The organism is Spirosoma lituiforme, assembly GCF_054776635.1.
In genome coordinates this window covers 1676358-1701808 of the sequence record NZ_BAAHBO010000001.1, presented here as the reverse complement: position 1 = coordinate 1701808, position 25451 = coordinate 1676358, and the positions used below count along the sequence as shown (strand labels likewise).

Sequence of the window (25451 nt, the reverse complement as noted above, 5' to 3'; positions counted from 1 at the left end):
TACAAAAGTCGTTGCAGACAGATAAGGAGAAAGAAAACCAGGAAGAAGCCCGAATTTGGGCTGGTGAATCGGCTGTTTTGGTCGCTGAGTATGCCAGGAATGATCCTGATTTAGTCAAGGATTACGCACCCGTATTCCGGGACCGTCACCCGATCGCCCGAGAATGAACTCCCCGGTGTGGTGGCAAAAATGATCTGCTGACACCATACTTCGTCTGGTGAAAAAACGACCTCAATGGGCTTCTTTGTCAGGTTATGAACGACCAGCACAAGCGGGCCATTCTCTTTGGATGACTGCCTTATGAAGGCTACAATACCCTTCTGGCGAATACCCGTTGGCAGAAGCCGACTCAGGTTATCAGTCAAAACCGGATGGCTATTTCGGTAGTGAATCAGGCGTTTATAGTGTGAGAAGAGGGAATTGGGGTCGGCTTGCTGCTGCGCCAGTGGTCGCACGGTTTGGCTGGTGCTGTATTTGCCCCGGCGCCAGCGGGTTCGTTGCGGGTCATTCGCGCGAATGTCCCAGAGAAACGGTTCCCGGATGCTTTCGTCGGGCTTCATACCCAGCATACCAATTTCTTCGCCATAGTAAAGATAAGGCAGGCCTGGAAGGGTAAGCAGCAGATTGGCCGCCACGCTCAGGTGGGCGATGTTGCCTCGCAGCATACTGCCAATTCGGTTCTGATCGTGGTTCGATAGCAGCAGTGCGTCAATAAACGCCGGGTTGACCTTGCTAAACGTCTTGTGAACGTATGTCAGGTACTCGACCAGGTCTTCCGTGTCATCTTCCCGCCGAACGACTTCAGCGATCATCAGCTGGAGATCAAAATTGAAGTTGGCTTTCAATCCCCGAAAATACGGCGCGATGCGTTCGGGGCGGGTCCAGACTTCACCTACTGTATAGGCACCAGACAGTCCGTTGTCACGCGGTCCGTCGTTACGGGTTGCTTCGTCAACCACACGCCCGAACTCCTGCCAGAACTCATGGTTTTTGGGTTCTTCCGATTCCCGGTAGAGGTGACGGGCAGCATCGAGCCGGAAACCATCAACGCCCACGTCGGTGAGCCAGAAACGGGCAATGGAAAAAACGTCTTCCCGCAATGGACGATGATCGAAATTAAGATCGGGCATACCGCTCCAGAACATGCCGTAATACTGCTCCGGGTAGGTAGCTCCTTTTACCGAGTGCCACGGGTTTTTCTCGCCCGAATCGGCCGTAATATCTCGGGTGGCCAGCTTCCGCCGTTTGATTTCGTCGGGCCGTAACCACTTGTAATAGTGCCAGTACGGATTGTCGGGTCCTTTGGAGGCTTCCTTAAACCAGGGGTGCTGTGTACTGGTGTGGTGCAGCACCAGGTCGATGATTACGGCTATTCCCCGCTGGTGGGCTTCGGCAATCAGCCGTCTGAAATCATCCATGGTGCCGTATTCCGGGTCGATGCCGCAATAGTCCGTAACGTCGTATTTATGGTATGTCGGCGATGGACTTATGGGCATGAGCCAAATGGCCGAGATGCCTAGTTCTTTCAGGTAGTCAAGTTTGCTGGTAACGCCGTTCAGATCACCGATCCCATCACCGTTAGAGTCGGCAAAAGAGCGAACAAATATCTCGTAATGAACACCCGAATGGCCTGTATGAGGCTGGTTAGTGGTTGAGGGATTAACCAATGCGCTGGTCGGCGAGGTTGGTACGTCAGAAAAATCAGGTTGCATTCGATGAAAGATTGCTGGTCACTAGCAAACGGATAAAGGGACGGATGAGTTTGCCAAGCGTACCTGCGTTCCAAACGGGGTGATCGGAGCGTATAGCCTCGATGGTTATACGGCGTACGCTTTCAGCGCCTGGTATACACGATGGGTTGGCAGACCCATCACGGTATAAAAAGATCCATCGAGCCGCTCAATACCCACCAGGCCAACGAAGTCCTGAGCGCCATACGAGCCGGCTTTATCGAAGGGTTTACACGTTTGAATGTAGTACGTGATCTCCTCGTCCGTGAGTGGAGAAAACTTTACGACAGTTTCGTCCGTAAATGAGTATAATTGCGGCTGGCCGTGGCTGTCAGGCGCCAGAATGGCAACCCCTGTACGGACGCGGTGAGTATTTCCCGACAGGGCGCGCAGCATCTGGCGGGCGTCGGTCTCATCCTGTGGCTTGTTCAGAATCCGATCACCCAGAATAACGATCGTGTCGGCGCAGAGGACGATTCGGACCGGAAGCTGCTCGTCTGTTGTGTCAGGCAGAAACTGGTCCGCTTTTTGCCGGGCCAGGTATTCGGCCACGTCATCGACGGGCATGGTGGCGGAAAATAGTTCGTCGGTTGGGCGCGTCTCAACCGTAAATGAAAAGCCCGCATCGGTCATAAGCTGCTTTCTGCGGGGCGATCCCGAGGCCAATACTAAAGGATAACGTAATGTTAACACGAGTGAAAAAAGCTTAGTTAAGAAAGGAATGACTGGCTGACCTGTTGCCAGGTACGGTAACGGACCGGGCAAATTTCACGCTATATTCGTACATCAACACTATTCCGTCAAAAACTCATCATTTGTCTTTTACTATCAACCCCCGCGCGCTTGATTATTCGACCTGCTACCGTTTCTGATGCTGCACGGCTTGCCGACCTGTCGGCCACAACCATGCGTGAAGCCTTTGGGCCGCCCCACAACCCGGACGAGCTGGTGGACGAATACATTGCTTCGTCCATTACGGAACCGATTCTGGAAGTAGAATTGCTGGACGCCAGGTCTGCCTTCTTTGTCATGGTTTCGCCCGATGGAACACTGGTTGGCTACGCAAAATTAAGGAAGCATGCGCCACCAAGACGCATGAAACAACGTAAGGCTATAGAGATCCAGCGGATTTACCTGTTACAGACGCAGATCGGGCAGGGGCAGGGCCGGATGTTGCTGCAGTATTGTACTGACTGGGCGAAAGCGCAGGGGTACAAGGCTGTGTGGCTGGGAGTATGGGAGCGAAACAGTCGGGCGAGAGTGTTCTACGAGAAAATGGGCTTCGAACCGATTGGCTTTCACTATTTTCAGTTTGGCTCCGAGCGGCAACGGGACTTATGGCTTCAAAAGCAGTTAGATACGTAGCGGATTAACCCGACACCAAGGCTGATTAAACTATTTATCCCGACCTGGCTCTAAGTATAAAGCATACGTTCAGTCATTAACTTTATCGACATTATTAGCTGGCAACGGTTTACTGGTAACAGCCTGGAGCAATGAATAAGCAGTATCTGACTATGTACGTATCGCTCCTGCGCCATTCTTTGGTGTGGCTGCTGTGCATGGCCGGTTACTCCATAAGCGTTGTTGCCCAGCCTGATAGCAGTCAGCGCAGCCAGCCGTCAAAACAGGTACCGACGAGTCAGATCAACGTAGACACGCTGCAGAGTAAACCGATTCGCCAACAGGCCTACCCGGATTCACTGGCCATCATTCGCTCGGCAACGGCAGATAGTGTACTGATGCTGCGTGACAGCGTTTTCTATAGCCGACTGAAGACCAAGATGTACAAGCACCGGTTGACCCGGCAGCTGTACGACGCTATATTTCAGGATGTTTACAACAGCCGGGCGTCCACGGGCGAAGTAAATCAGATTGAAGTCAACCCGTTCAAGGTCTTCGAGGGCAAGATTATTGGCGATATTTACATCCGGCGACTCGGCGTGTTCGGGCAGACCGTTTACGATACCCTGCGCCGACCCGCCAACTGGGTTGAGCGAACGGGAAATCGCGTACACATCAACACCCGTGAGCACCTTATCCGTAATTCGTATCTGCTTTTTCAACAGGGCGATGTGCTCGACCCGGTTGTGCTAAAGGACAACGAGCGACTGTTGCGGACTACCTCGATCTTCCACGATGCACGTATTCTGGTGTTGCCGCGTACGGGCAGCAAACAGTTTGTGGACGTGGTTGTGATTACGCAGGATGTCTGGTCACTGCTGCCCAATGGCGGCTTTGGTGGACTGACTAATTTTAGTGTGGGCTTCGATCAACTGAACTTCCGGGGGTTGGGGCACCATCTCTTTGCGCAGGTAGCGTATTCGGGCACCGACCCCCGGCAAAAACTAGAATACCAGTCCCGGTACACGGTTCCTTTCATCGGTAAAACCTTCCTGACCGCCGAAGCCAGTTTACTGTACCTGCGTGATCTGAAACAGGTTGCCGTGAAACTGTACCGCCCTTTTCTGACGCCCGACATGAAGTATGCCGGAGCCATCGAAATAAACCGTACCCAGATCAATAATCGTCTGGTTACCCGAAATGACAGCGTTATACTGGTGCCGCTCGGTTATGATTATTCCGACGTCTGGATAGGCCGTTCGTTCCGCCTGTTTTACAAACAACGCCAAACGGAAGAAAAGGGCCGTTCGCGGCTGATTGTGGCCCTGCGGAATACGCGCTACACCTACAGCCGTCGCCCCGACGTAACCGCTGATACCAACCAGATCTACCAGGACAGCCGCACGAATCTGCTGAGTGTGGGTTATTCCCGGCGGAAGTACGTGCGCGACGTTCTGATCTATGGTTTCGGCCGGACAGAAGACGTTCCCGTTGGAGAAACCATTGCGGGCATTGTTGGCTATGATAATGCCGAACTGGGCCGACGAATGTATACGGGGTTGAATTTTTCGCAGGGCAAATACGTCCGCCACCTGGGGTACCTGTATGGGCTGGTCAACGTGGGTGGCTACATCCGGAACAGCCACATCGAGCAGGGTATATTTTCGTTCGAGTCGAACTATTTCAGCCCGTTGCTGAAAACCAAATGGGGTAACATGCGTCATTTTTTCAACACCCGTTTTACCACAGGCATCAATCGGTTCACGAACGAATACATAACGCTGGGAAGCAGTGGGAGCGGCATCAACACAGACGGGATCGGTATCAACAGCGACGCGTTGCGGGGAACGAAACGGTGGTTGATTAATTACGAGAATATCCTGTTTTCGCGCCTGAATCTGGTTGGTTTCCGAATTGCCTTTATCACGTTTGTCAACCTTGGCCTGACCAGTTTCCCCGAGCGGCCCCTATTCAGTAGCCCGGTCTATCAGGGATATGGTATCGGGTTTCGGCTGCGGAATGAAAACCTGACGTTCAATAGCTTTCAAATCAGGCTGACGTATTACCCCAACATTCCGGGCAACACGATACCGTTCCGGCAGGCGTTTGAGGGAGTACCCGCCCTGCGGTTGCGCGACTTTGATCTGTCGGCCCCCCAGATTGTACCCTACCGATAAAAATAAATGCATATAATGTATTAACATTAAATACATTTACAGTATCTTTGTGACATGTCAATAGAAACAGACATTAAACAGAGCGCACCATTCAAATCATCTCATCATCGGGTGATTGTGAATCTGATCTACACGGCCAACTGGCTTACGGGTAACCAGACGCAACTGCTGAAGCCATCTAAAATAACCCTGCAGCAATACAACGTGCTGCGGATTTTGCGGGGCCAGTTCCCTAACCCGATAAAAGTGTCCGACATTACGGAGCGCATGCTCGACAAAATGTCGAACGCGTCGAGATTGGTTGACAAACTGGTGGCCAAAAAGTTGGTACTGCGTACGGAATGCCCGAGTGACCGTCGGGCTGTAGATGTTGTGATTACCGAGAAGGGCCTGGATTTGCTAAAGCAGTTGGATGTTAGCCAGGGCGATCGGGACACGCTGTTGCAGGACAAGCTGACGGTTGATGAAGCTGACACACTTAGCTACTTGCTGGATCGACTTCGCGCTTAACTTATCGAATAGAATTCTTTCTTTACTTGTATTTACTACTTACTTATTTACTACAAACCAATGAAAAAAGTTACAATGATCGCTGCCTTGCTGTTTGCTTCGGTAGGCGCTTTTGCTCAAAACTGGACGCTCGACAAAGCTCACTCTAGCCTGGGCTTCTCGGTAACGCACATGATGTTGTCGGAAGTGGACGGTAAATTCCAGGATTTCGATGTTAAGATGACCTCGTCGAAGCCTGATTTCACCGATGCTCAAATTGACCTGACTGCCGATGTGAATAGCATCAACACGAACCAGGAGAAACGTGACGGTCACCTGAAAGGGGCTGACTTCTTCGATGCGGCCAAATACCCAACGCTGGCGTTCAAAAGCAAGTCGATCAGCAAAGTATCAGGCAATAAATACAAACTGATGGGCGATCTGACGATGCACGGTGTAACGAAACCGGTAACGCTTGATGCCGTAATCACGGGTCCGGTTACCAACCCACAGAACAAGAAAACCCTGGCTGGTTTTAAAGTAACGGGTGAAGTAAAACGGGCTGACTTTACACTAGGATCCGTTCCAGGTGCCGTTGTTAGCGACGAGATTGCTATCCGGGCTAGTGGCGAGCTGGTTAAAGCCAACTAGTTTACTATCAACTATACGAATCCCTGCTACCCAACGGTGGCAGGGATTTTTTTTATGAGCTGAGCGAACCGGCGATCGGAATGCTGCACCACCACGCTACATCAGGTAAAGGCCGGAAAATCGTCCAGAAACCGGACACTTGCCGTCAGGTGATCAATACCACAGCAGTAATGGGTCATGCCGTTAGAAACGACCAGGTAGGGCGCTTTGTGTACGTGGTTGTAGCGGGCAATCTGATCGAACACCGACTGGGTCAGGGGAATGTGGGGGGCCTTGCACTCAACGACCAGAAAGGGCAACCCTTGCCGGTCAAAAACAACCACATCTGTTCGCTTCTGGGTTAGGTTGAGAACCAGACCGCCTTCGGCACGAATGAGCGCTTTTGGGTAAGCGTAGTGTGTTACTAATAGATTAACAATGTGCTGCCGAACCCACTCTTCGGGCGATAACCGAACGTACTTCCGGCGTAATGAATCGAAAATATAGGGTTTCCCTTCGACTTGCTTAATTTTACAATCGAAAGGAGGGAGGTTCAGTGCAACCATACCGTAAAGATACAAAGTGTGGAAGGGTGAACGAATGAAAAACTAACGAATGAAGACAAAAGAAGAAATCGTTTTGAACTGGCTGCCTCGCTATACAGGCACCCCTATTGAGCAATTTGGCGAATACATTCTGCTTACCAACTTCATCAATTACGTTGAACTCTTCGCCAAAAAGTTCGACGTTGAGATTTTCGGTATAGGGCGGGCCATGCAAACAGCTACCGCCAACAACATCACGATCATTAATTTCGGGATGGGTAGCGCGATGGCTGCTACGGTTATGGATCTGCTCTCGGCGGTTAACCCCAAGGCGGTACTGTTTCTGGGAAAATGTGGCGGTTTGAAGAAGACACAGATCGGCGATCTGGTTCTTCCGATTGCGGCTATTCGGGGTGAAGGAACCAGCAACGATTACATGCGGCCCGAAATTCCGGCGTTGCCCTCGTTCCGCTTGCAACGGGCCGTATCATCGACCATCAAACGGTACGAACTGGATTACTGGACCGGCACGGTATACACCACCAATCGGCGTATCTGGGAGCACGACGAACAGTTTAAAGATTACCTGCGCGAAATCCGGACAATGGCCATCGACATGGAAACGGCCACCATTTTCACCGTTGGCTTTGTTAACTCCATTCCCCACGGCGCTCTGTTGCTGGTATCCGACAATCCGCTGGTGCCCGAGGGCGTAAAGACTGAGGAAAGCGACAAACGCGTAACGGGTCAGTTCGTTAATGTCCACCTCGATATTGGGATTGATGCTCTACTCGAACTCGAATCCTCCGGCGACTCGGTCAAGCATTTGCGATTTGAGTAGATAAGCCGGGTGAATCATACGCGTATTGTTGCGATGATACTGCGCTTTAATCGGTCAACATACTGGATTGTGCAGAACGTGATGACTAAAAGCACCAGACAATTTAGCCATCATTTCAGCCTATCAGTCGCCATTGCTGCCATTTTGTCATAAAAAAATAACTGAGTTTTGTGGAAATCGGCCATAATGTCATTTAAATCAGCAAATATCGAATTGGTACAGCATTTGAGTAAGGATGTTTGTGTTTGACAGAAAACAACCTACTAAAACTCATAAAACAATGGCAACCTTAGTTCGATACAACAACTTTCCTACGTTCTTCAATTCTTTTTATAACCGTCCCGTTATCAATCGGTATCAGAACACGACGCCCAACGTTCCAGCCGTGAATGTTAAAGAAACTGAAGCCGCCTTTTTGCTTGAACTGGCCGCTCCCGGTCTGAAAAAAGAGGAGTTGAAGATCAATGTTGAAAACAACAAATTGACGATCAGCTATCAACCAGAAGCGAAAGCCGAAGAAAACGCCGAGAAATTTACCCGGCAGGAGTTTGGTTTCACTTCGTTTGAACGCAGCTTCCGCTTGTCGAAAACGATAAACGCCGACGCGATCAAAGCTGCTTATACCGATGGCATTCTTACGGTTGAATTGCCAAAAGTCGAGCTGAAAGAAGAGAAACTGGTGAAAGAAATTGTCGTTGCGTAATGGCACACGGCACCCTTGAAACGCCCGCACCATTTGGTGCGGGCGTTTTTGTTTAAGATCGTTGTTAGCGCCTGCTTACCGCACCAGGTTCATGAACGATGCCAGTTTTTGCTCATCCAGATGACCATTGGTCCGAACGCCACTGCAAATGTCGAGGCCAAAGGGATGGACCGTATCGATGGCCTGGCGAACATTTCCGGCCTGTAATCCCCCCGCCAGAAAGACGGGCACCGGCGATTGCTCAACAATCTGACGGCTCACCCGCCAGTTGTGTACTCGTCCCGTACCACCTAGTTCTTTGACAGCCAGCGTTGGGTTTCCCGAGTCGAGCAGGAGCGCATCGGCACCCAGTTGAACCGCCTGCAACGCTTCATCGATGGATTGTTCGTCGAGTACGTGAATGACCTGCACCAGCTTGACGGCGGGTAAGGCGGCATGAAGCTGAACATACGTGTCGGGAGGAACCGCATCGACCAGTTGGATCGTGTTGGCACCGACTCGAAGCTGGTGGGCGATAATGGCATCGACCGTGGTTTCACTGGTCAGCATAAACGTGGCCAGCGGTGGGGGCGTATTGGCTACAATGTCGGCGGCCTGTTCGTCGCCGATAACACCGGGTCCGCTTGGCATTTTACCTACCAGACCCAGCGCATCAGCACCTAGCCGGGTAGCTAGCCGGGCTTCCTCCAGGCTGCTGATGCAGCAAATTTTAACTCTCGTTCGGAACGGAGATTGCATCGTTTTGGGTTGATTAATCAAACTTTGGCGATAAATATAGCAGACGCCGACAAGAGAATGACTCAACCGCCCCCAGTAGACACGTTCGCATCACTCCGTATTCCTGAATTTCGGTATTTCGTGATGAATAGCTTTTTAATTACGGCTACTTTACTGATTCAGGAAGTCATTCTCGGGTACGAATTGTACAAAATAACCCATGATCCCTTGATGCTGGGTCTGGTTGGCCTGGCCGAAGCGATACCGTTTATTGCGTTGTCGTTGTTTGGTGGACACCTCGCCGACCGACGCGATAAGAAACAGATCCTGCTCTGGAGCCTGCTGGTCATTTTGCTTGGGTCGGTTATTCTGTATCTGGTCTTTCAGCCATCGGTTGCCGCCGGGTTAACGCAGACCGCCCGATTAGCCACTATTTACGGTGTATTAATGCTGATCGGTACGGCGAAAGGATTCTACTCACCCGCCAGCTCGTCCATAAAGCCATTTTTAGTACCTCGCGAGCTCTACGCGAACTCGGCCACATGGAGTAGCTCATTCTGGCAGGCGGGCGCTATTGTAGGACCTGGCCTGGCCGGATTTCTGTACAGTTGGGTTGGATTCGATAATAGCCTGATTGTGGTCATTGGCCTTCTGGTTGTCTGTTTTTTGTTGATCACGCTCATTGAACGGAAGCCTACTCCCGTTTCCAACACGCCCGTATTGAGTCTGCGGGAGAGTTTGAAGGAAGGTTTTCGGTTCGTGTTCAAGACCCAGATTGTCCTGTACGCGATCTCACTCGATTTGTTTTCGGTACTGTTTGGGGGTGTCGTAGCCATCTTGCCCGTTTTTGCAGAGGATATTCTTAAAGTTGGGGCGGAAGGCCTGGGATTTTTGCGGGCTGCACCGTCAATCGGTGCTCTGCTGACCATGGCCTATATGGCGAAGCATCCACCAACCCACAACGCCTGGCGTAACATGCTTCTTTCGGTGGCGGGGTTTGGGATAGCGACTATTATTTTTTCGCTATCAACTAATTTTTACCTGTCGCTGATCATGCTTGCCCTGACAGGGGCTTTTGATAGTGTCAGCGTGATCATTCGCCAGACGATTCTACAGATTTTTCCACCCGATCACATGCGCGGACGGGTGGCCGCCGTGAATGGTATCTTTGTCAGCTCATCCAATGAAATTGGCGCCTTCGAATCGGGCTTACTGGCCCGGCTACTAGGCACGGTGCCTTCGGTTATGCTCGGCGGAGTGGTCACGCTGATCGTGGTGACTTACGTATATGCTAAATCGAAAGCTCTGTTCAGCGTTCGACTGAGTTGACCGATTCTGTATCCGCCCGACTGGCATCGGTTAATGGGCAACCGGGCGGATATCAATGTCGGCAGGGGGGAATTAGGCGTAGGCGGGCGATTGCTTAGAATCTGTAATAAAAGCGTCAATGTCAATCGGCTCATTGAGCAGAACGCGGGCGTTGAAGACTTCCCAGAATAATTCATCCGGGAGTTGATAATCTCGTTGTAATCGAATCATGTCCTGGGTGCTCTCCTTGAGTTGGTCAACCGGCGTCTGCACGGCATAAGAGCGGAATTGAGTAGTTCCCATAGTCTTGTGTTCGTCATGTGCAAGTTTTGTAAACACCCTCCCCATCTGATTGTTTTCAACTGGAAAGGTCTCTTTTCCGAACCGGTTAGAATAATTATATTTTTCCTTTTAGTAAGACGCTGGATAGCTGTTCTTGACCCGGCACGGTACAACTCTGTTTTTCGAAACTTTTTTAATTAGTTGATAATCAATAACAAGATGAAACATGTCAACCTGTTTATGTTACTGGCAGTCGTTCCTATCAGTTTGATTGCGCTGACGCCACCGGTCAAACCAAAGCCAGCGAAATTGGTAAAAGTCTGGGAAACGGATACAACATTACGAACGCCCGAATCAGTTCTGTACGATGGTGACAACACCTTGTATGTGGCGAATATTGACGGGAAGCCCGGTGATCTTGATGGGAGCGGCTTTATTTCTAAAGTTACGCTCGACGGCAAGATTGAAAACCTGCGCTGGACATCCGGCCTGAACGCCCCTAAGGGTATGGGGCTCTACAAAAAACGTCTTTATGTGACCGACGTTTACCGGTTGGTGTGTATCAATACGGAAAATGGACAGGCCGAGAAGACCTGGGATGCCGTTGGGAAAGGTGGTTTTCTGAACGACGTGACCATTGCCAAAGATGGTACGGTATATGTCTCCGATAACCAGAACGACAAAATTTATCGCTTGAAAGATGAGAAATGGGAAGTCTGGCTGGAAGGCGAACAACTTAATAAACCCAATGGAGTACTCGCCGTTGGAAAAGACAAGCTGATGATTGGCAGTACCAAAATCGGTGCCTTACAATCCGTGGATGTCGAAACGAAAAAGATAACAACCCTAGCCGACGGTATGGCCGCCACAGATGGCATTGTTGCCGAGGGAAAAGGAAATTTTTTTGTTTCGGACTGGAGCGGCCAGATATTCCACGTTAGTGCCGATGGTACCAAAGTGCAGTTACTCGACACGCGTGAGCAAAAAATTAACTCCGCCGATATTGATTACGTAGCGAACAAAAAGCTGTTGATCGTACCAACATTTTACAAGAATTCGCTGGTAGCTTACCGGGTCGAGTAATGTATGTATTGTAGAGCCGCAACCCTTTGCGGCTATCACGTGCGTCAGCAATTTCTGGCTGGATTAACGTATGCGCAAATTGCTGACGCACGTGATAGCCGCAAAGGGTTGCGGCTCTACGCTACCAATTGCCTGATGGCAGCCTGGGCTTTATCGGCGCCAAAACCCGCTATCGCCTGTTTCATGGCGTTTTGAATCAGATCGTTACCCAAATTACCAAGGCTCCCTTCGTGGGTGTGGTTCAGAGCTCGGGGTGGTTCGTACGTATGTTCCGCGATTTCTTTGCCGACAGTCCGGTAAGCCTCCCGGAAAGGAACGCCCTGTAAGACTAGCTCGTTTACCCGCTCAACGCTGAACAGTAAATCGTATTCAGGGTCGTCCAGCAGGTTGGGTTTTACCTGAAGATGTTCAAGCATAAAGTCGGTAATTTCCAAACAATCAAGGATTTCGTCGAACGCAGGCATCAGGATTTCTTTCAGCAATTGCATGTCGCGGTGATACCCGGAAGGCAGGTTGCTCATAACCAGCGTTACCTCCATAGGCAGCGCTTTCATCCGGTTGGTTTTAGCCCGCAACAGCTCGGCCACGTCCGGGTTTTTCTTGTGGGGCATAATGCTGCTACCCGTTGTGAGCGCGTCCGGCAGAACCAGAAAGCCAAAATTCTGGCTGTTATACAAGCAGATATCCATCGCCATCCGCGAAATGGTGGCGGCAAGAGCAGCCAGTGCCGTGAGGGCTGTCTGTTCCGTTTTTCCGCGACTCATCTGCGCATACACGACATTGACGTGCATGCCTTCAAAGCCCAGTAACTCGGTGGTAAGCGTACGGTTGAGGGGAAATGAGGATCCGTACCCGGCTCCTGACCCGAGCGGATTGCGGTTAGCCAGCCGGTAGGCCGTTTGCAGCGTCAGCATATCATCGGCCAGCGCTTCGGCGTACGCACCAAACCACAACCCAAACGAAGAAGGCATGGCAATTTGCAGGTGCGTATAACCGGGTAAGAGATCGTTCTTGTGTTGCTCCGACCGACTGATCAGGCGATTGAATACGTTCTGAACGGCTTCCGCAACGCGCCAGAGTCGATCGCGGGTGAAGAGTTTTAAATCGACCAGAACCTGATCATTGCGTGACCGGCCCGAATGGATTTTCTTGCCAACATCGCCCAGCGCCCGTGTCAGTAGTAGCTCAACCTGCGAGTGGACATCCTCCACGCCGTCTTCAATTATGAACTGTCCGGACTGAATTTTTTGGTATATGGCCCTTAACTGATCCGTCAGTAGCCCCAATTCATCTTCGGAAATAAGGCCAATCGTTTCGAGCATTTGCGCGTGAGCAAGGTTGCCCAGAACATCAAAAGGGGCGAGGTACAAATCCATTTCACGGTCGCGGCCGACGGTGAAGCGTTCAATCTGTTCGGCGGTACTGACGCCTTCTTTTTGCCAGAGTTTCAAGGCTTACGAAATAGGTAAAAGAGTGGAAGAGCGAATGAGTAGATGGATGAGTGCGCTCGTTTCGCTCTTTCATTCATTCGCTCGTTCACTCTTTATAATTCATCGGCAAAGGTCGCAAAGAAAGTTGGGCAGACAACGCCTTACTGTACTGAATTAGCAGCGGGGATGGTCACTTGGGCATTATTCCGGGCGGCTGCGCCTAACCACCAGAATCCACCGGCCGATGCCAGACTGATACCGGCCATGACCAGCCAGTGTACTGAAAAACCGAAATGAGCCACAAGTTGCGATCCCAGCGCGGGTGACAGTGTTTGCGCCAACGCCCCGCTCATGGAGGCCAGCGCCAGGTATTGCCCGCGCGTAGCGGGACTGGATCGCCCAACCGTAAATGATTGAATAAATGGAATCGCCAGCATCTCGCTTAATGTGCTAATCAGGATGAAAACCAACGCGATAGCCATGTGTGATGCCGGTAACCACGGGTGCAGGGAGAGCAGGCCGTAGGCAAGAATGAGCAGACTGACCCCCGTCACGATCAGGCTTATTTTTGAGCGTTGCCGCTGTTCGAGACTATACACCAGCGCCATTTCGACACATACGATTACCAGACCGTTCAGGGCCATCAGGCTGCCAATCGTCGATTCGGTCATGTGCATGACTTCCTTAAAAAACAAGGGTACGATAGAAAACAACTGCATAAAGGCCATCAGGTACAGGCAGGAGCAACTCACGAAGGCAATAAACCAGGTATCCCGATAGGGGGATTGACTTTTTATCGGATCGGCGGTGGTTTCAGGCTGGTCATTGATATGTACCGGAACGCGGGCCGGAGCCGGCAAGCAGAGCCACAGGACAATACCGGCCAGTAAGCAGGTCAGACCGTCGGTCCAGAAAAGAAGGTTATAGCTGACACCGGCTATCCAGCCACCCAAACCACCCCCCACAGACCACCCCAGATTAATGGCCAACCGATTGAGGGAGAAAGCACGCGTGCGGGTTTCGGTCTCTGAGTAGTGGGCAATGGCTGCCTGGTTGGCAGGCCGGAACGCATCGCCGAAAAGGGTAAAGACAAATACGCTGGCACAAAGAGCGGTAAAATCAGTAACGAACTGCAGGCCGAGTAACGCCATACCACCAAATAGCAGGCTGAACAACTGAACGTAATAGAAGCCAAACCGATCCGTAAGCCGACCGCCGAGGAAAGTACCCACGAAAGCTCCCAGTCCGTAAATGGCCATCACAATACCCGCATCCTGAACCGAATAATGCAAGTGCTGCGTCAGGTAGAGTGTCATGAATGGCAGCACCATGGTGCCGCAACGGTTGATGAGCATGACGCCCGCCAATAGCCAGACGGAGGGCGAAAGGCCCTTGTAAGCACGTCGGTACAGGTGGAGTGTGCGCTGAAGCATGGCGCGAAGGTACACGAAACAAGCTCCGGAATGGCGATAGGCTGATCCGAAACCCGTGAGCGTTACCGCAATTTTCGGCGGGCATCGGTATCTTCGCCGGGTAGCACAAAGATTTTTTTATCCGTTATCAGGGGGCGATGTTCCTCCAGAAATGCCTTGAGCAGGCGAATCTCTTCCAGCTGCTTGTCAATGGGATGGGTCAGCGCATAACTTTCCACATGCACTTCTGTCGGGCCACCGGGTTTAAATTCTGTAATTACGTATTCCATCAGTTTGATGCCTTTGCGCTTCAGGGCGTGCAGATACAGGTTCTGGTGATTGTGCAGAAAACGGCCAGCCTGGTACGACGCGGTCGTTTTTATATCGACCGCCTTGAACTTGCCAATCAGGTCAACGTATCCGTAGAAGAGCACATCGTCAATTTCCCACTGGCAGTACACCTGCGTGTCTACGATGGGGCGGGGAAGCAGCTTACGAACTTTCTTGATGACTTCCGGGTCAAACTGGTCTTCGTGGGTGCCCTTGATAACGGCATCTTCAAACGAGACACCCCGTGCCTGTGCTGCGGTAGTGGGGGTAGGTACCCGATTGATTGAGTCAATCAACTCCTGAGCGGAAAGATTTCCACCACGTACGTAGCGCGCAAATGTATTCAGCAGGGAAGGGTAAAACCGGTAATTGATCATGGATGGCCGAGTTGTCGTTTGTGGTGGGTCCACCGTAGCGACGGACCACCCCAAGCCATTAACCGTGAATCGGGTGCTTAGTTTTTCACCACCAGCAATACGCCCGCTATAATCAGCATAACCCCGAACAGACGCCAGCCATTGGCCGGGTGCAGAGCGAAACCAAGCAGACCATAATGATCGAGGACGATAGCGGCTACCAACTGCCCGGCTACGCTTAGACTAACCAGGTTGGCAGTGCCAATTTTTTGCACACTGACAATAACAGTGATCATGTAGATGGCTCCCATCACACCGCCCAGCCACTTCCACCAGCTTACCTGCTTAACGGTGTCGAGGGAGGGTGTTGGCGAGCCAGATGCGAAAAAAAGAACAAGCAAAACGATAAAACCAGAACCGAATGAAATAGCGGCTGCCAGGATCGGGCTGGCCATTGCCTGCCGCAGGTTTGCATTGACCCCGGCCTGCACGGTAATAGCCAGACCAATCAGAAACGCAAAAAGAATGTAGATGTAATTCATACGGTAAAGGTAGCCAACGACTGAAGTACTGGCGATTGTTGATCCGGAAATCGTAATGCTGTAGCACATCTTTCCGGATGAATGCTGATCGGCTGCAACGGAATCAGGGCAAGTCTTGTATAGGCAGAGTAGGGGTTGGCTTGCGTGACCAGAGCGGTAAGCATGTTTGTCCGGGAAAAAAGACCTCCGCCCAGGCAACTGTTGACACAAAGAACAGCTCATGAATAAAATGGCCATCTTTGCGCCACAAGAAATCAGCTCGTAGTAAAACCAATTAATTAGTATCCATTTTTCAACTCCTTATGCGTACGTTATTCGCTCTTCTATTCGTACTGGCCTCGTTTGCCACAAACGCTCAAACCACCCAATCCGATTCACTGATCAGAATTAAGCCCCCCGTTAAGTCAAGCAGACCCGCTAAACCCTTTAAAGTAAGCATTGCCGGAGGACTCGCGGCACCGGCCGATGTTCCGGCCAATATAGATAAAGATCTTAGCAAGGCTGGCTTTGTGTACAGCCTGGAACCCCAGTATGAACTAACCCGAAATCTGGAAGTCGGTGTTCGGCTGGAACAGGCGTTTATTCAACGTCCGGAAATTCTTGACAATAACATCTCGTTGGCTACTAAAGCAAAATCCATTTTGTCTGCGTCGCTAACGGCAAATTATGTGATCAACACCAGCATAGGCGTGAAGCCTTACGTAGGGGTCGGTGCTGGTTTTTACTATGCTGAATCCAGCCAGCAAACCTACCAGCTGTCGGGCACCAGTTCCGTTGTTTCATATCCCTTACCCACAACAGCGGCCTTTGGTGGTCTGGGCAGAGTAGGCGTTAAGTACGGCATCGTACACGTAGAAGCGAACTATAACCTGATCAGCAATACAAGCGTCACCAACGCAGCCAGTCGACTTACGTTAACGGCCAATAACTCATACTTCAGCGTTAAAGCAGGCCTCACCATCGGCGGCTCCCGCTAATGACCAGTGTGTTGCCGACGTATTGAGTCAGTTACTTATAAAGGACTTGAGAGGTTTCTTTGAACCTCATTCTGCTGAAGAACCGAGTGAAGTTTTTAACCACAGAGGCCCGGAGAACGCAAAGCTCCTGTGGTTAAAATTTTGTCACTACTCATAGCCGTTTCTGGCAGCAAGTTTACTGATCTGCCAGAAGCAAAAACTGTTCGGCCGCGTGCCAGGCATGAGGAAGTGCCAGCTTCTGTTTGACCAGGTCTTTGTCCAGTACGGTTAGTCCCGGATAATGCGCATCGCTGGCCTGCTGTTCCCAGCTTAATGGGTAATCGAGATTGCTGACAGGGCCTCGTTTCTCGTTATAAAAATGATCTTCCGCCCAGGCCAAGTATGGGTAGTTTTCAGCTGAATTTTCGTTGAATTTCCTGCCCGGTACGTGGTCGTGGGTATAGGTCCACCAGATAAGTGACGAATAGCTGTCGTATTGCCGGGGAATGTGATACGGATCGGGTAAGCTGAGTGACTTGAGCCCATATTTAAGCCATTTTGTCTGATAGACAGGATGTTCGGCCTTATCGGACTCGCCCACTACATAGTCTTCTTTCTCAAAGCGTTTTAGCGAATCCAGTGCCGTTTGTACAACTGGGTGTGTCTTATCTGACACGAGTGAAACCAGAAACAGCACTTCGCCCAAGTTGTCGGCTTCGGTAACGCCGGGTTTGCTTCGGTCGAATGGGTCTCGAATAGCCATGACCCAGTCGTGAATCAACGGAAGGTTACCCGTTTGGCGTAGTACCATCGCCATCAGGGCGGCCTCGCGGTACCGGGGTTTTGGGTAGACGAGAAAATTGGGTACCGGTCGACCATGAATAACGTTTAGGAGAATTTCCTGATGCAGCACCCGAAGTACGAAACCGAACCGGTTACTGGCAAAGCCCGGTAAACTTAGCCGACTGCGCGTACCTGGTAGTAGTCTGGGTCGCTTGTCGGATTGAAGAACCCACACCCCTGTTTCATCTTCCTGAATCTGAATTATTTGTCCGTCGGTCAGAACCAGGTGAACCAGATACGCGGGTGGCACAATAACTTCCTGTTTCACATTCCACTGCTCCTCAATGTTGCCGGTCAGAGCGTTCAACAGTCGTCCGTGGCGGTAAATCAGTTTGCGCCGGTTGCCCATGCCGAATAGGAAGAAGTTCAGGTCGGGAAGTTCGCGATGGGGAGCGTGTTCCTGCCTGAGCAACGCCAGCTGCTGACGATAGGTGTTCAACTCACCCGTTGGGTTCGTGTGCAGGCTGGGCGGTACGAGCTTCTGTCCGAAAGCCGGTAAACTCAGCAGTAGAAACAGCGCAATGTTAACCGGCATGCGTTTGTGTGTTTACCGTACCGTCTGGTGGAGACAAAGATCGAATACGAAATGTAGTGAAACCGTAGATTAGCGGATTTGGCGGCCCATACGATTTATAATTCAATTAAATCTTATTGCACGTATAATTATGTCGTAATTTAGTCTCACCATCTCCACGTTTTCGTTTGACTGCCCCATCGATTACGTTTTCAGCAGTGGGCTACACGTCAATGACTCCATCAACGATTGATCTTATAAATTGCGAACAGGAGCCAATCCATATTCTTGGTACTATTCAATCCTACGGCTACCTGATCGCTGTTGAGCCCGATACATATTCGATTATCCACGCCAGCAGCAATATTGCTGATCTCGTCGGCACAGACGTTTCCAGACTGCTGGGCCAGTCAATAGACAAGGTACTGGTTGGTACTAATCTACCCGTTACGGCATTAACTGAACTTCTGAATGTAGGCCAGCGGAACGATTCGTGGGAGAACATGAATCCGTACCGTATGACCCTGAACGGCAGAGACTGGAATCTGATCATTCACCAGCACAACGGGGTAGTGTTGCTGGAATGGGAGCCAAGAGGTGACGACCAGAACCAGCTCATGAACCAGCAGTTGATTTCGCAGGCGCTGACCGAGGTACAGTCGAGCCGTACGCTTAGTGAATTGCTGCAAAATACGGCCCGTCGGGTCAAAACGATTATCGGCTTCGATCGGGTAATGGTCTATCGCTTCGGTGAGGACTGGCACGGGCAGGTGGTGGCTGAAGAAAAAGAAGATCATCTGGAGCCATTTCTGGGGCTGCATTATCCGGCATCGGACATTCCGAAGCAGGCCAGAGAGTTGTACAAAACCAACCTGGTACGACTCATTGCCGATGTCGGCAGTGCGCCGTCGCCTATTCTATCCAGACCTGGCTGGCCCGAAGATCAGCCGCTCGACTTAACTCATTCGGTACTCCGGGCGGTATCGCCGGTGCACATTGAATACCTCAACAATATGGGTGTACAGGCATCCATGAGCATTTCACTGATTTACCGGGGCGAATTATGGGGGCTTATCTCCTGCCACAACAACACTCCTCATTTTGTGGACTATCAGGCACGGCAGGCCGCCAAGTTTGTGAGTCAACTGCTATCAGCGGCACTGGAGTTTCGGAAAGATAAAGAGGACCTGACGAATCTGCAACAATACCAGTCAATGGGTCGAGAACTGCACCAGCAGTTGCTTCTCAACGATGATGTTGTACGGGCACTGACGAAACTGCCCATAACGGCTCTGGATATTACGGGGGCCGCCGGAGCCGCGCTCATTTTTAACAATAAGATACACCCGCTCGGCAAAACGCCGGAGAGCAAGCAAATTCAGGCCCTGGCCGAGTGGATGGGTACCACCGGTACCGAGTCGTTCTTTCAGACCAGCCAGCTGCCAGCGCTCTATCCGCCCGCCCAGGATTTCGCGGCTGTAGGGTCTGGGGTATTGGCCATTGTGCTGTCGCGGGAAATGAACGAGTACGTATTCTGGTTTAAACCCGAGCGCATCGAGCAGGTTACCTGGGCTGGAAATCCCGATAAACCCATCACGGTCGACGATGCGGGTTCCCGTCGGCTTAGTCCCCGCAAGAGTTTTGCCGCCTGGACGGAAATTGTACGCAATACATCTGAACCCTGGAGCGAAGCGGAACTGTCGGTTGTCGTGAAGTTGCGGGAAGATATTTTGCAGATCGTTACGAAGCAGGCCAATGAGATTCGCCTGCTCAATCAACGGCTGCAACTGGCTTACGAAGAACTGGATGCGTTCAGCTACACCGTATCGCACGATTTACGGACGCCTTTATCGTCTATCCGGTGTTATGCCGAAATTCTGCTCGAAGAGTACGGCGATGATTTTTCGCCCGATGCGCAGGCGTTATTTCAGAAAGTCATCGACTCTACCGACCGAATGCGCCGACTGATTCGCCACATTCTGTTTTATTCCCGGATGGGGCGTTCTGAACTGGACACGCAGCGGATCGACATGCGTCAGTTGCTGGAAGGAATCCGGGAGGAGACACTGATAACGTCGAAAGACCGTTCGTTACGGATCGAAATTGCTGATACGCCGTCGATTACGGCCGACCCGACAATGGCGCTCCAGCTGTTTACCAACCTGATCAGTAACGCGGCCAAATACACACAGGAGACCATCGAAGGACTGGTGCAGATAAAAGGTACGCAAACCAGTACCGAAGTCATTTATTCCATCGAAGACAACGGAATCGGGTTCGACATGAAGCATGCCGGCAAAATATTTGACCTGTTCAAACGCCTGGAAAATGCTCGTGCCTTCGAAGGCTCGGGTGTAGGGCTGGCGATTGTGAAGCGAATCATCAACCGGCATCAGGGAAAAATCTGGTTTCACAGCGAGCCAAACCAGGGAACTACATTTTTTGTTTCTTTCCCGGTCAACGCAACTGAATGACAAGCTCATGGTGGATGTACTGTACGTTGAGGATAATTCGAATGACGCGGACATATTTGCCCGCCTGATCCGGAAACTGAATCGCCCGATTACTTACGCCGTTGTCAATAGCGGATCAGAAGCCATTGAATACCTGACGGGAACAGGACGGCATGAGCAGCAGAAAGTTGTTTTGCCTAAACTGGTGTTGATGGATCTGAATTTGGATGGCATGAGCGGATTTGAAGTCATTGAGCAGACACGGGCCTTTGCCCGGACGCGGCACATTCCTATCATTGCGTTCAGCACATCCGATAACCCGACCGATATTAAACTAGCCTACGACGCGGGCATCAATGCGTACGTTGTCAAGCCGGGAAGCTACCAGGAAACGGGCGAAGTGCTCAAAAAACTGTGCGATTTCTGGCTGGGCGACACGACTCGAACAAATCACAAATGACGAATCTACTGGAGCGCCTGAAGCAGGAAACCCGGTCTCAACATGAGCAGACCGAGCACCTTTTTTACACAGAAGCGCTGCGAAACGGGACGCTCACGGCTGTTGAATACGGCCACTTATTACGAACCCATCTGGTTTTCCATCAGGCGCTGGAAAACGCAATTGACCGCAATAGCGATTTCTTCCGCGAATACGAACCGGCAGCTCGCCGGAAAACACCCTGGCTATCCGCTGATCTGACGTATTTGCGGGAAACCTTACCAATGTTTCGGTCTGATCTTTTCGCCGACTGGTCGCCCGTTTCGTTGTTGGGCGCTGCTTACGTGGGCGAAGGCTCTATGCTGGGTGGAACGGTGATCGGGCGCATGTTGCAGCAAAATGACGCTATCCGGCCTTTGCTGGCTCATGGTCGATTTTACCAGGGTTACGGTGCAGCACTGGGCTCCAACTGGAAGAAGTTCGGTGCTTTCCTGACCCAACAGGGTACACCCCACGCCGATGAGGTGGTGGCTGCGGCTGACGAAACGTTTATAATCTATCAATCTGTTTTTCTGGCTAACAGGCCAGCGGTATTTAGCTGAGAATCCTAGTTGAATAGATAAGGGTTTACGTAACGTGGAGTTGGTTATACGTAACCGGCTCCACGTTACGTAAATAGCCCGGCAACTCAGTTAAATGATAGCTGGTAAAAAGACTTTAAACGTGGAGCCCAGCCCGTCCTGGCTGCTCACGTCAATGGCCCCCCCGTGGCTTTCGACTACCCGCTGGCAAATGGCCAGACCAATGCCGGTACCACTATAAGTGGCTGGATTGTGTAGTCGCTGGAATGGGCTGAAAATACGGTCTTTGTAGCGTTCATCGAAGCCAATCCCGTTGTCGGCGACCGTAATCAGCCAGAACGGATGTTCAGCTTTGTCGGCCAGACGTGGGGGAAGCTCGTCGACGCGCGCCGGACGGGAGCGAATCTGAATCAGTGGTTGTGTGTCTGACCGGCCAAACTTGAGCGCGTTGGTAATCAGGTTCTGAAAGAGTTGGCGTAACCGCGAAGCATTGCCCTGAATGTCTGGGAGGGCCGAGACATCGACTGTGGCGTTCTTCTCAGCAATGGTCATTTCCAGATCGGCGGTAACGTCCTGTACCACGCTGTTGAGCGCAATAACCGCAAACGTATCGCGCTGGGTACTAATCTGCGAATACTCCAGCAAGTCTTTGATCAGCAGTTGCATCCGCTGGGCTGATTTCTGAATTCGTCGAACCATGTCGCGCTCGCCATCCGACAGGCTGTCTAAAAACTGGTTTCGCAGAATATCGCTGAACGCCTGAATACGCCGAAGAGGCTCCTGTAAATCATGCGAGGCAATATGGGCAAACTGCTGAAGACTTTCGTTAGAGCGTTGCAGCTCAACGTTGGCTTCTTTAAGCTCCTTTTCCTGCTGTTTGGCCGCCAGCTCGACCTTTTTCCGGTCGGTAATGTTGTTGAAGGTTACGACCACGCCGTTGAGGTCCTGCTTAACCGCTGACACTTCAAACCAGCCTTCGAGGCCAAACTCATCGCGGTAATACTGGCTGCTTTGTTCCGGTTCGCCCGTCTCGACCACGCGCGTGTACAAATCAAAGAAGCCGTTTTCCTTATTGCCGGGGAAAACCGTCAGCAGGGTTCGGCCAATGATCTCGTCGGGTGTCATAAAATTACTTCTGATGACCGCTGTGTTGGCGGTGTTCATCATGAAATCAACAATTTTGTGGCTCGAATCGCGCAGGGCGGTCATGGCAATGATGCTGTTGATCGAGGCATCCAGCGTGGTGCGTAGCTGATGAGCCTTTTGCTCCAGCGTATGCGTTTGCTCATTGACACGCTGTTGCAGAAAGGTTTCATTTTCTTTGTCGGCTGTGATGTCAATAACGGTGCCAACAAACTGATGCACGACGCCCTGGTCATTCAGGAATACCTGTCCGCTGGCCCGGATCCAGCGCAACTGATCGTTATTAGGCCCTGTCACCCGGTATTCATAATCAAAACGCTCTGCCCCCTTCGACTGGATAACGGCATCAATGGCCTGGCTGGCGGCTTCCCGATCATCCGGATGCAGCGCCTGCAAAAAAAGAGGGTAGGTGACAAACGCCGTCGTTGGGAAACCGAAAAGTTCTTTAGTCCGGTCAGACCAAATCAATTCATCGGTCAGTAGGCGATACTCCCAGGTGCCCATCCGGGCGGCTTCGAGGGATAATCGGAAACTGGCCTCAACAATTTGCGAATGCAGCTCTATCTGCTTGCGGTCTGTAACATCAACCAGCACGCCCGATAGCGTAAGGGGCTGATTGTCGCTGTTGTAGACCCCCATGCCCCGGGCGAGTACCCACTTTGTCTGGCCCCGGAGGCTAATCCGGTATTCGGCTTCGTAGGTGTTGCCCGAACGGATGGATTCATTGATAAGGCTCACTACCCGCTGTTGATCTTCCGGGTGAATTGAATCGGTAAACGCACTCAGTGGAAGGCCATCAATGCCGTCCTGTTCGTCGACGCCGAAAAAGCGCAGGAGGTTTCGGTCGCCTGTTACTTTATCCGCGCCAATATCCCAGAACCAGGTCGCAATCATACCAATGCTCAGGGCAGTCTGCAACTGGTCGTATGAACGTCGGAGTAACGTTTCTTCGGTGGGTACTAACGGATTTGATTGAGCAGCTAAGGGCTGGTTCATGCGTTAAAACAAGCGAAAAGGGGTGGCCAGAGCCCTGTTAACGACACAATAGCGGAGGCTTGTATGTCGTATAAGATCAATTATAACGCTCTCCGGAATGATGCAGATGGCCGGATTCTGGCCTTTATACAACAAGTAGGGGGCTCTGCGATGGCCTATTTAGTCAACCAGAATAAACTTGAATGGGCTAAAAATGTTTTGTAAAAGCGCGGGCGATGCAATCGTATCGTCAAGCAGTTTCATTTTTTTGTCTCAATGGTATCTGCAGACCGGCCGAGTTTTTTGAGCAGATTCGCTTCTGTGATTAGGTATTCTGGCCTACGATACAGCACGATGGCCCGTTTAACCCACGTCAGGGCCAGATCCCAATCGGCCGGTGATGCGCTCAAGTCCGAATAGGTACTGGCAAATTCGTGAAGCGAGTTCGCTACTTCCCAGGACGTAAGCGCACCAGTAAATGAGTGGTCGTCTGCTGATTTGGGTACAATTCTTTTGAGTGAGTCAGGGAATGAAGCCGAACGTCGTTTAGTCCAGGCAATACGTACAGAATCCTCTTTCTGCAACTCACCGGTTGTCTGACTCATTAGCTGGTTATCGGCGACAGAACTAGCGATGGTCCGGTATTTGGCAAAGTTTTTAGTTGCCTTGTAAAACCGGAGTCGGTAATCAATAGCTGTTTCCTGTTGCTGATCCTCCTGCTGTCTGGTAGATGGGTTAGTTAAAACCGTGCTGCGCTCATTATTGGTAATGACGGTTTCCAGCAATGCCTCATCCTTTGTGGCGCAGGCTTGCCGGAACTCGTTATTCAGCACGCGGTGTAGTGCCCCGGAAATAGACCGCGACAGACGCTGCTCTGTAAGATCGGATGTCGACGGAGAAGGTTGATTTTTGATTAAGTATGTAAACGCGCTGGTATTCGATGCCTGAATGGCGTCGCACACAAGCAATATGATTTCCGGCGTTGTGCGTTCCGACTCGGGCAAAGCACCGAGGTAGGCATCCAGCACATCACTCGTCGGCCGATTGAGTGTTTGCCGGGTTTTCAGGTATCGTTTAAGAAAATCCGGATTCCGTTTGCCGTTCGCATACTCTTTGTCTCCTTTGGCGAGGGTTGCTTTCAGCGGAGGAATAGCCAGCACAAGATCAGCCTGATTAATCATGGCGCTGACCCCGCCGTAACCCACCGATCGATGAACGAGACCGCCCTCGGGTGCTATGTACAGCGCCGTCGGGTAACTGGCAACTGCATAGTGCTTGGCCAGGGCGATACCTTCGCCTTTTTCGGCATCTGCCTGATAATTAATAAAGTGGGTATTGAATTTGGTGCCTAACCGGGCATCAGGAAAGGCTTCTTTCGCCATTCGTTTGCAGGGAGGGCACCAACTCGTAAATACATCCAGAAAAATGGGCTTGTTCTGGCGTTTGGCTTCCGCCAGCGCATCTTTCCAGGAGCCTTTAAAAAACGTGACACCGGCTGGCCCATCGGTCGGGTTCGCTAAAGCAAACCGGCTCAAACCGATGAAGACAATGTAGGCCAGTAACAGCCTTGGACCTGATAATTTCATTCCAGCAAGTTATCTCCCGAAGGTGGAAAAATAACCCTTTCG

24 protein-coding genes are annotated in these 25451 nt (G+C 51.3%); 12 read left to right on the top strand and 12 right to left on the bottom strand.

All coding sequences use genetic code 11. The annotated features are described in order from the left end of the window. Nucleotides 1–110 precede the first annotated feature (110 nt). Both ACYU87_RS07245 and ACYU87_RS07240 read right to left on the bottom strand, forming a co-directional pair. The gene (locus tag ACYU87_RS07245) at nucleotides 111–1712 is read right to left on the bottom strand and encodes an alpha-amylase family glycosyl hydrolase (protein ID WP_461133355.1); all 1602 of its coding nucleotides are present in this window, start codon (nucleotides 1710–1712) and stop codon (nucleotides 111–113) included. Between the two features lie 105 nt (nucleotides 1713–1817). Continuing rightward, on the bottom strand, nucleotides 1818–2423 hold the full coding sequence (locus ACYU87_RS07240) for a Maf family protein (protein ID WP_461133354.1): 606 nt from the start codon (nucleotides 2421–2423) through the stop codon (nucleotides 1818–1820). 150 nt (nucleotides 2424–2573) lie between these two features. Here ACYU87_RS07240 and ACYU87_RS07235 point away from each other — a divergent pair, with 150 nt between their 5' ends. The 4 genes from ACYU87_RS07235 (at nucleotide 2574) to ACYU87_RS07220 (ending at nucleotide 6391) form a co-directional block, all read left to right on the top strand. Next, nucleotides 2574–3095, top strand: a complete 522-nt coding sequence (locus ACYU87_RS07235) for a GNAT family N-acetyltransferase (protein ID WP_461133353.1) — start codon at nucleotides 2574–2576, stop codon at nucleotides 3093–3095. A gap of 131 nt (nucleotides 3096–3226) precedes the next feature. After that, nucleotides 3227–5251: a hypothetical protein gene (locus tag ACYU87_RS07230; RefSeq protein WP_461133352.1), complete on the top strand. Its 2025-nt coding sequence runs from the start codon at nucleotides 3227–3229 to the stop codon at nucleotides 5249–5251. Nucleotides 5252–5305: 54 nt separating this feature from the next. Continuing rightward, a complete protein-coding gene (locus ACYU87_RS07225; protein ID WP_461133351.1) occupies nucleotides 5306–5761 on the top strand; it encodes a MarR family winged helix-turn-helix transcriptional regulator in 456 nt (151 codons plus the stop codon). 60 nt (nucleotides 5762–5821) lie between these two features. Then, on the top strand, nucleotides 5822–6391 hold the full coding sequence (locus tag ACYU87_RS07220) for a YceI family protein (RefSeq protein ID WP_461133350.1): 570 nt from the start codon (nucleotides 5822–5824) through the stop codon (nucleotides 6389–6391). Nucleotides 6392–6492: 101 nt separating this feature from the next. Here the strand turns inward: ACYU87_RS07220 and ACYU87_RS07215 are convergent, their stop codons facing one another. Continuing rightward, nucleotides 6493–6936, bottom strand: a complete 444-nt coding sequence (locus tag ACYU87_RS07215) for a type I restriction enzyme HsdR N-terminal domain-containing protein (protein ID WP_461133349.1) — start codon at nucleotides 6934–6936, stop codon at nucleotides 6493–6495. A gap of 49 nt (nucleotides 6937–6985) precedes the next feature. Here ACYU87_RS07215 and ACYU87_RS07210 point away from each other — a divergent pair, with 49 nt between their 5' ends. Both ACYU87_RS07210 and ACYU87_RS07205 read left to right on the top strand, forming a co-directional pair. Further along, nucleotides 6986–7756, top strand: coding sequence for an AMP nucleosidase (locus tag ACYU87_RS07210; protein WP_461133348.1), 771 nt, complete (start codon nucleotides 6986–6988; stop codon nucleotides 7754–7756). Between the two features lie 280 nt (nucleotides 7757–8036). Next, nucleotides 8037–8459, top strand: coding sequence for an Hsp20/alpha crystallin family protein (locus ACYU87_RS07205; RefSeq protein WP_461133347.1), 423 nt, complete (start codon nucleotides 8037–8039; stop codon nucleotides 8457–8459). Nucleotides 8460–8534: 75 nt separating this feature from the next. On the opposite strand, the gene ACYU87_RS07200 is transcribed toward ACYU87_RS07205, so the two are convergent. Continuing rightward, nucleotides 8535–9197 (bottom strand): phosphoribosylanthranilate isomerase, encoded by a 663-nt coding sequence (locus ACYU87_RS07200; RefSeq protein ID WP_461133346.1) that lies wholly within the window; start codon nucleotides 9195–9197, stop codon nucleotides 8535–8537. 57 nt (nucleotides 9198–9254) lie between these two features. On the opposite strand from ACYU87_RS07200, the gene ACYU87_RS07195 reads away from it, so the two are divergent. Next, the gene (locus tag ACYU87_RS07195; RefSeq protein ID WP_461133345.1) at nucleotides 9255–10505 is read left to right on the top strand and encodes an MFS transporter; all 1251 of its coding nucleotides are present in this window, start codon (nucleotides 9255–9257) and stop codon (nucleotides 10503–10505) included. Nucleotides 10506–10577: 72 nt separating this feature from the next. On the opposite strand, the gene ACYU87_RS07190 is transcribed toward ACYU87_RS07195, so the two are convergent. Then, nucleotides 10578–10787: a hypothetical protein gene (locus ACYU87_RS07190; RefSeq protein ID WP_461133344.1), complete on the bottom strand. Its 210-nt coding sequence runs from the start codon at nucleotides 10785–10787 to the stop codon at nucleotides 10578–10580. Nucleotides 10788–10985: 198 nt separating this feature from the next. Between ACYU87_RS07190 and ACYU87_RS07185 the strand changes: the two genes are divergently transcribed. Continuing rightward, on the top strand, nucleotides 10986–11849 hold the full coding sequence (locus tag ACYU87_RS07185) for an SMP-30/gluconolactonase/LRE family protein (RefSeq protein WP_461133343.1): 864 nt from the start codon (nucleotides 10986–10988) through the stop codon (nucleotides 11847–11849). A gap of 116 nt (nucleotides 11850–11965) precedes the next feature. On the opposite strand, the gene argH is transcribed toward ACYU87_RS07185, so the two are convergent. From argH to ACYU87_RS07165, 4 genes are all read right to left on the bottom strand, one after another. Further along, nucleotides 11966–13300 carry an argininosuccinate lyase gene (argH, locus tag ACYU87_RS07180; protein WP_461133342.1) on the bottom strand — a complete coding sequence of 445 codons (1335 nt, stop codon included), beginning with the start codon at nucleotides 13298–13300 and terminating at the stop codon, nucleotides 11966–11968. Between the two features lie 140 nt (nucleotides 13301–13440). Continuing rightward, nucleotides 13441–14712 carry an MDR family MFS transporter gene (locus tag ACYU87_RS07175; RefSeq protein ID WP_461133341.1) on the bottom strand — a complete coding sequence of 424 codons (1272 nt, stop codon included), beginning with the start codon at nucleotides 14710–14712 and terminating at the stop codon, nucleotides 13441–13443. 62 nt (nucleotides 14713–14774) lie between these two features. Further along, nucleotides 14775–15398, bottom strand: a complete 624-nt coding sequence (locus ACYU87_RS07170) for a hypothetical protein (RefSeq protein WP_461133340.1) — start codon at nucleotides 15396–15398, stop codon at nucleotides 14775–14777. Nucleotides 15399–15475: 77 nt separating this feature from the next. Then, entirely contained in the window at nucleotides 15476–15919 is a 444-nt protein-coding gene (locus ACYU87_RS07165; protein ID WP_461133339.1) for a DMT family transporter, read from the bottom strand. Nucleotides 15920–16221: 302 nt separating this feature from the next. Here ACYU87_RS07165 and ACYU87_RS07160 point away from each other — a divergent pair, with 302 nt between their 5' ends. Further along, a complete protein-coding gene (locus tag ACYU87_RS07160) occupies nucleotides 16222–16896 on the top strand; it encodes an outer membrane beta-barrel protein (protein ID WP_461133338.1) in 675 nt (224 codons plus the stop codon). A gap of 175 nt (nucleotides 16897–17071) precedes the next feature. Here the strand turns inward: ACYU87_RS07160 and ACYU87_RS07155 are convergent, their stop codons facing one another. Continuing rightward, nucleotides 17072–18253 (bottom strand): hypothetical protein, encoded by a 1182-nt coding sequence (locus ACYU87_RS07155; protein ID WP_461133337.1) that lies wholly within the window; start codon nucleotides 18251–18253, stop codon nucleotides 17072–17074. Between the two features lie 212 nt (nucleotides 18254–18465). Here ACYU87_RS07155 and ACYU87_RS07150 point away from each other — a divergent pair, with 212 nt between their 5' ends. From ACYU87_RS07150 to ACYU87_RS07140, 3 genes are read left to right on the top strand one after another with little or no spacing between them, the layout of a single operon-like run. Continuing rightward, complete coding sequence (locus tag ACYU87_RS07150; RefSeq protein ID WP_461133336.1) at nucleotides 18466–20706, top strand: ATP-binding protein; 2241 nt, start codon at nucleotides 18466–18468, stop codon at nucleotides 20704–20706. Between the two features lie 7 nt (nucleotides 20707–20713). Beyond that, complete coding sequence (locus ACYU87_RS07145) at nucleotides 20714–21145, top strand: response regulator (protein ID WP_461133335.1); 432 nt, start codon at nucleotides 20714–20716, stop codon at nucleotides 21143–21145. Beyond that, nucleotides 21142–21726: a biliverdin-producing heme oxygenase gene (locus tag ACYU87_RS07140; RefSeq protein WP_461133334.1), complete on the top strand. Its 585-nt coding sequence runs from the start codon at nucleotides 21142–21144 to the stop codon at nucleotides 21724–21726. The genes ACYU87_RS07145 and ACYU87_RS07140 overlap by 4 nt, the downstream gene beginning before the upstream one ends. A 90-nt stretch (nucleotides 21727–21816) precedes the next feature. On the opposite strand, the gene ACYU87_RS07135 is transcribed toward ACYU87_RS07140, so the two are convergent. Next, on the bottom strand, nucleotides 21817–23844 hold the full coding sequence (locus tag ACYU87_RS07135) for a PAS domain-containing sensor histidine kinase (protein ID WP_461133333.1): 2028 nt from the start codon (nucleotides 23842–23844) through the stop codon (nucleotides 21817–21819). Nucleotides 23845–24083: 239 nt separating this feature from the next. Beyond that, entirely contained in the window at nucleotides 24084–25409 is a 1326-nt protein-coding gene (locus ACYU87_RS07130; RefSeq protein ID WP_461133332.1) for a thioredoxin family protein, read from the bottom strand. Between the last annotated feature and the right edge of the window lie 42 nt (nucleotides 25410–25451).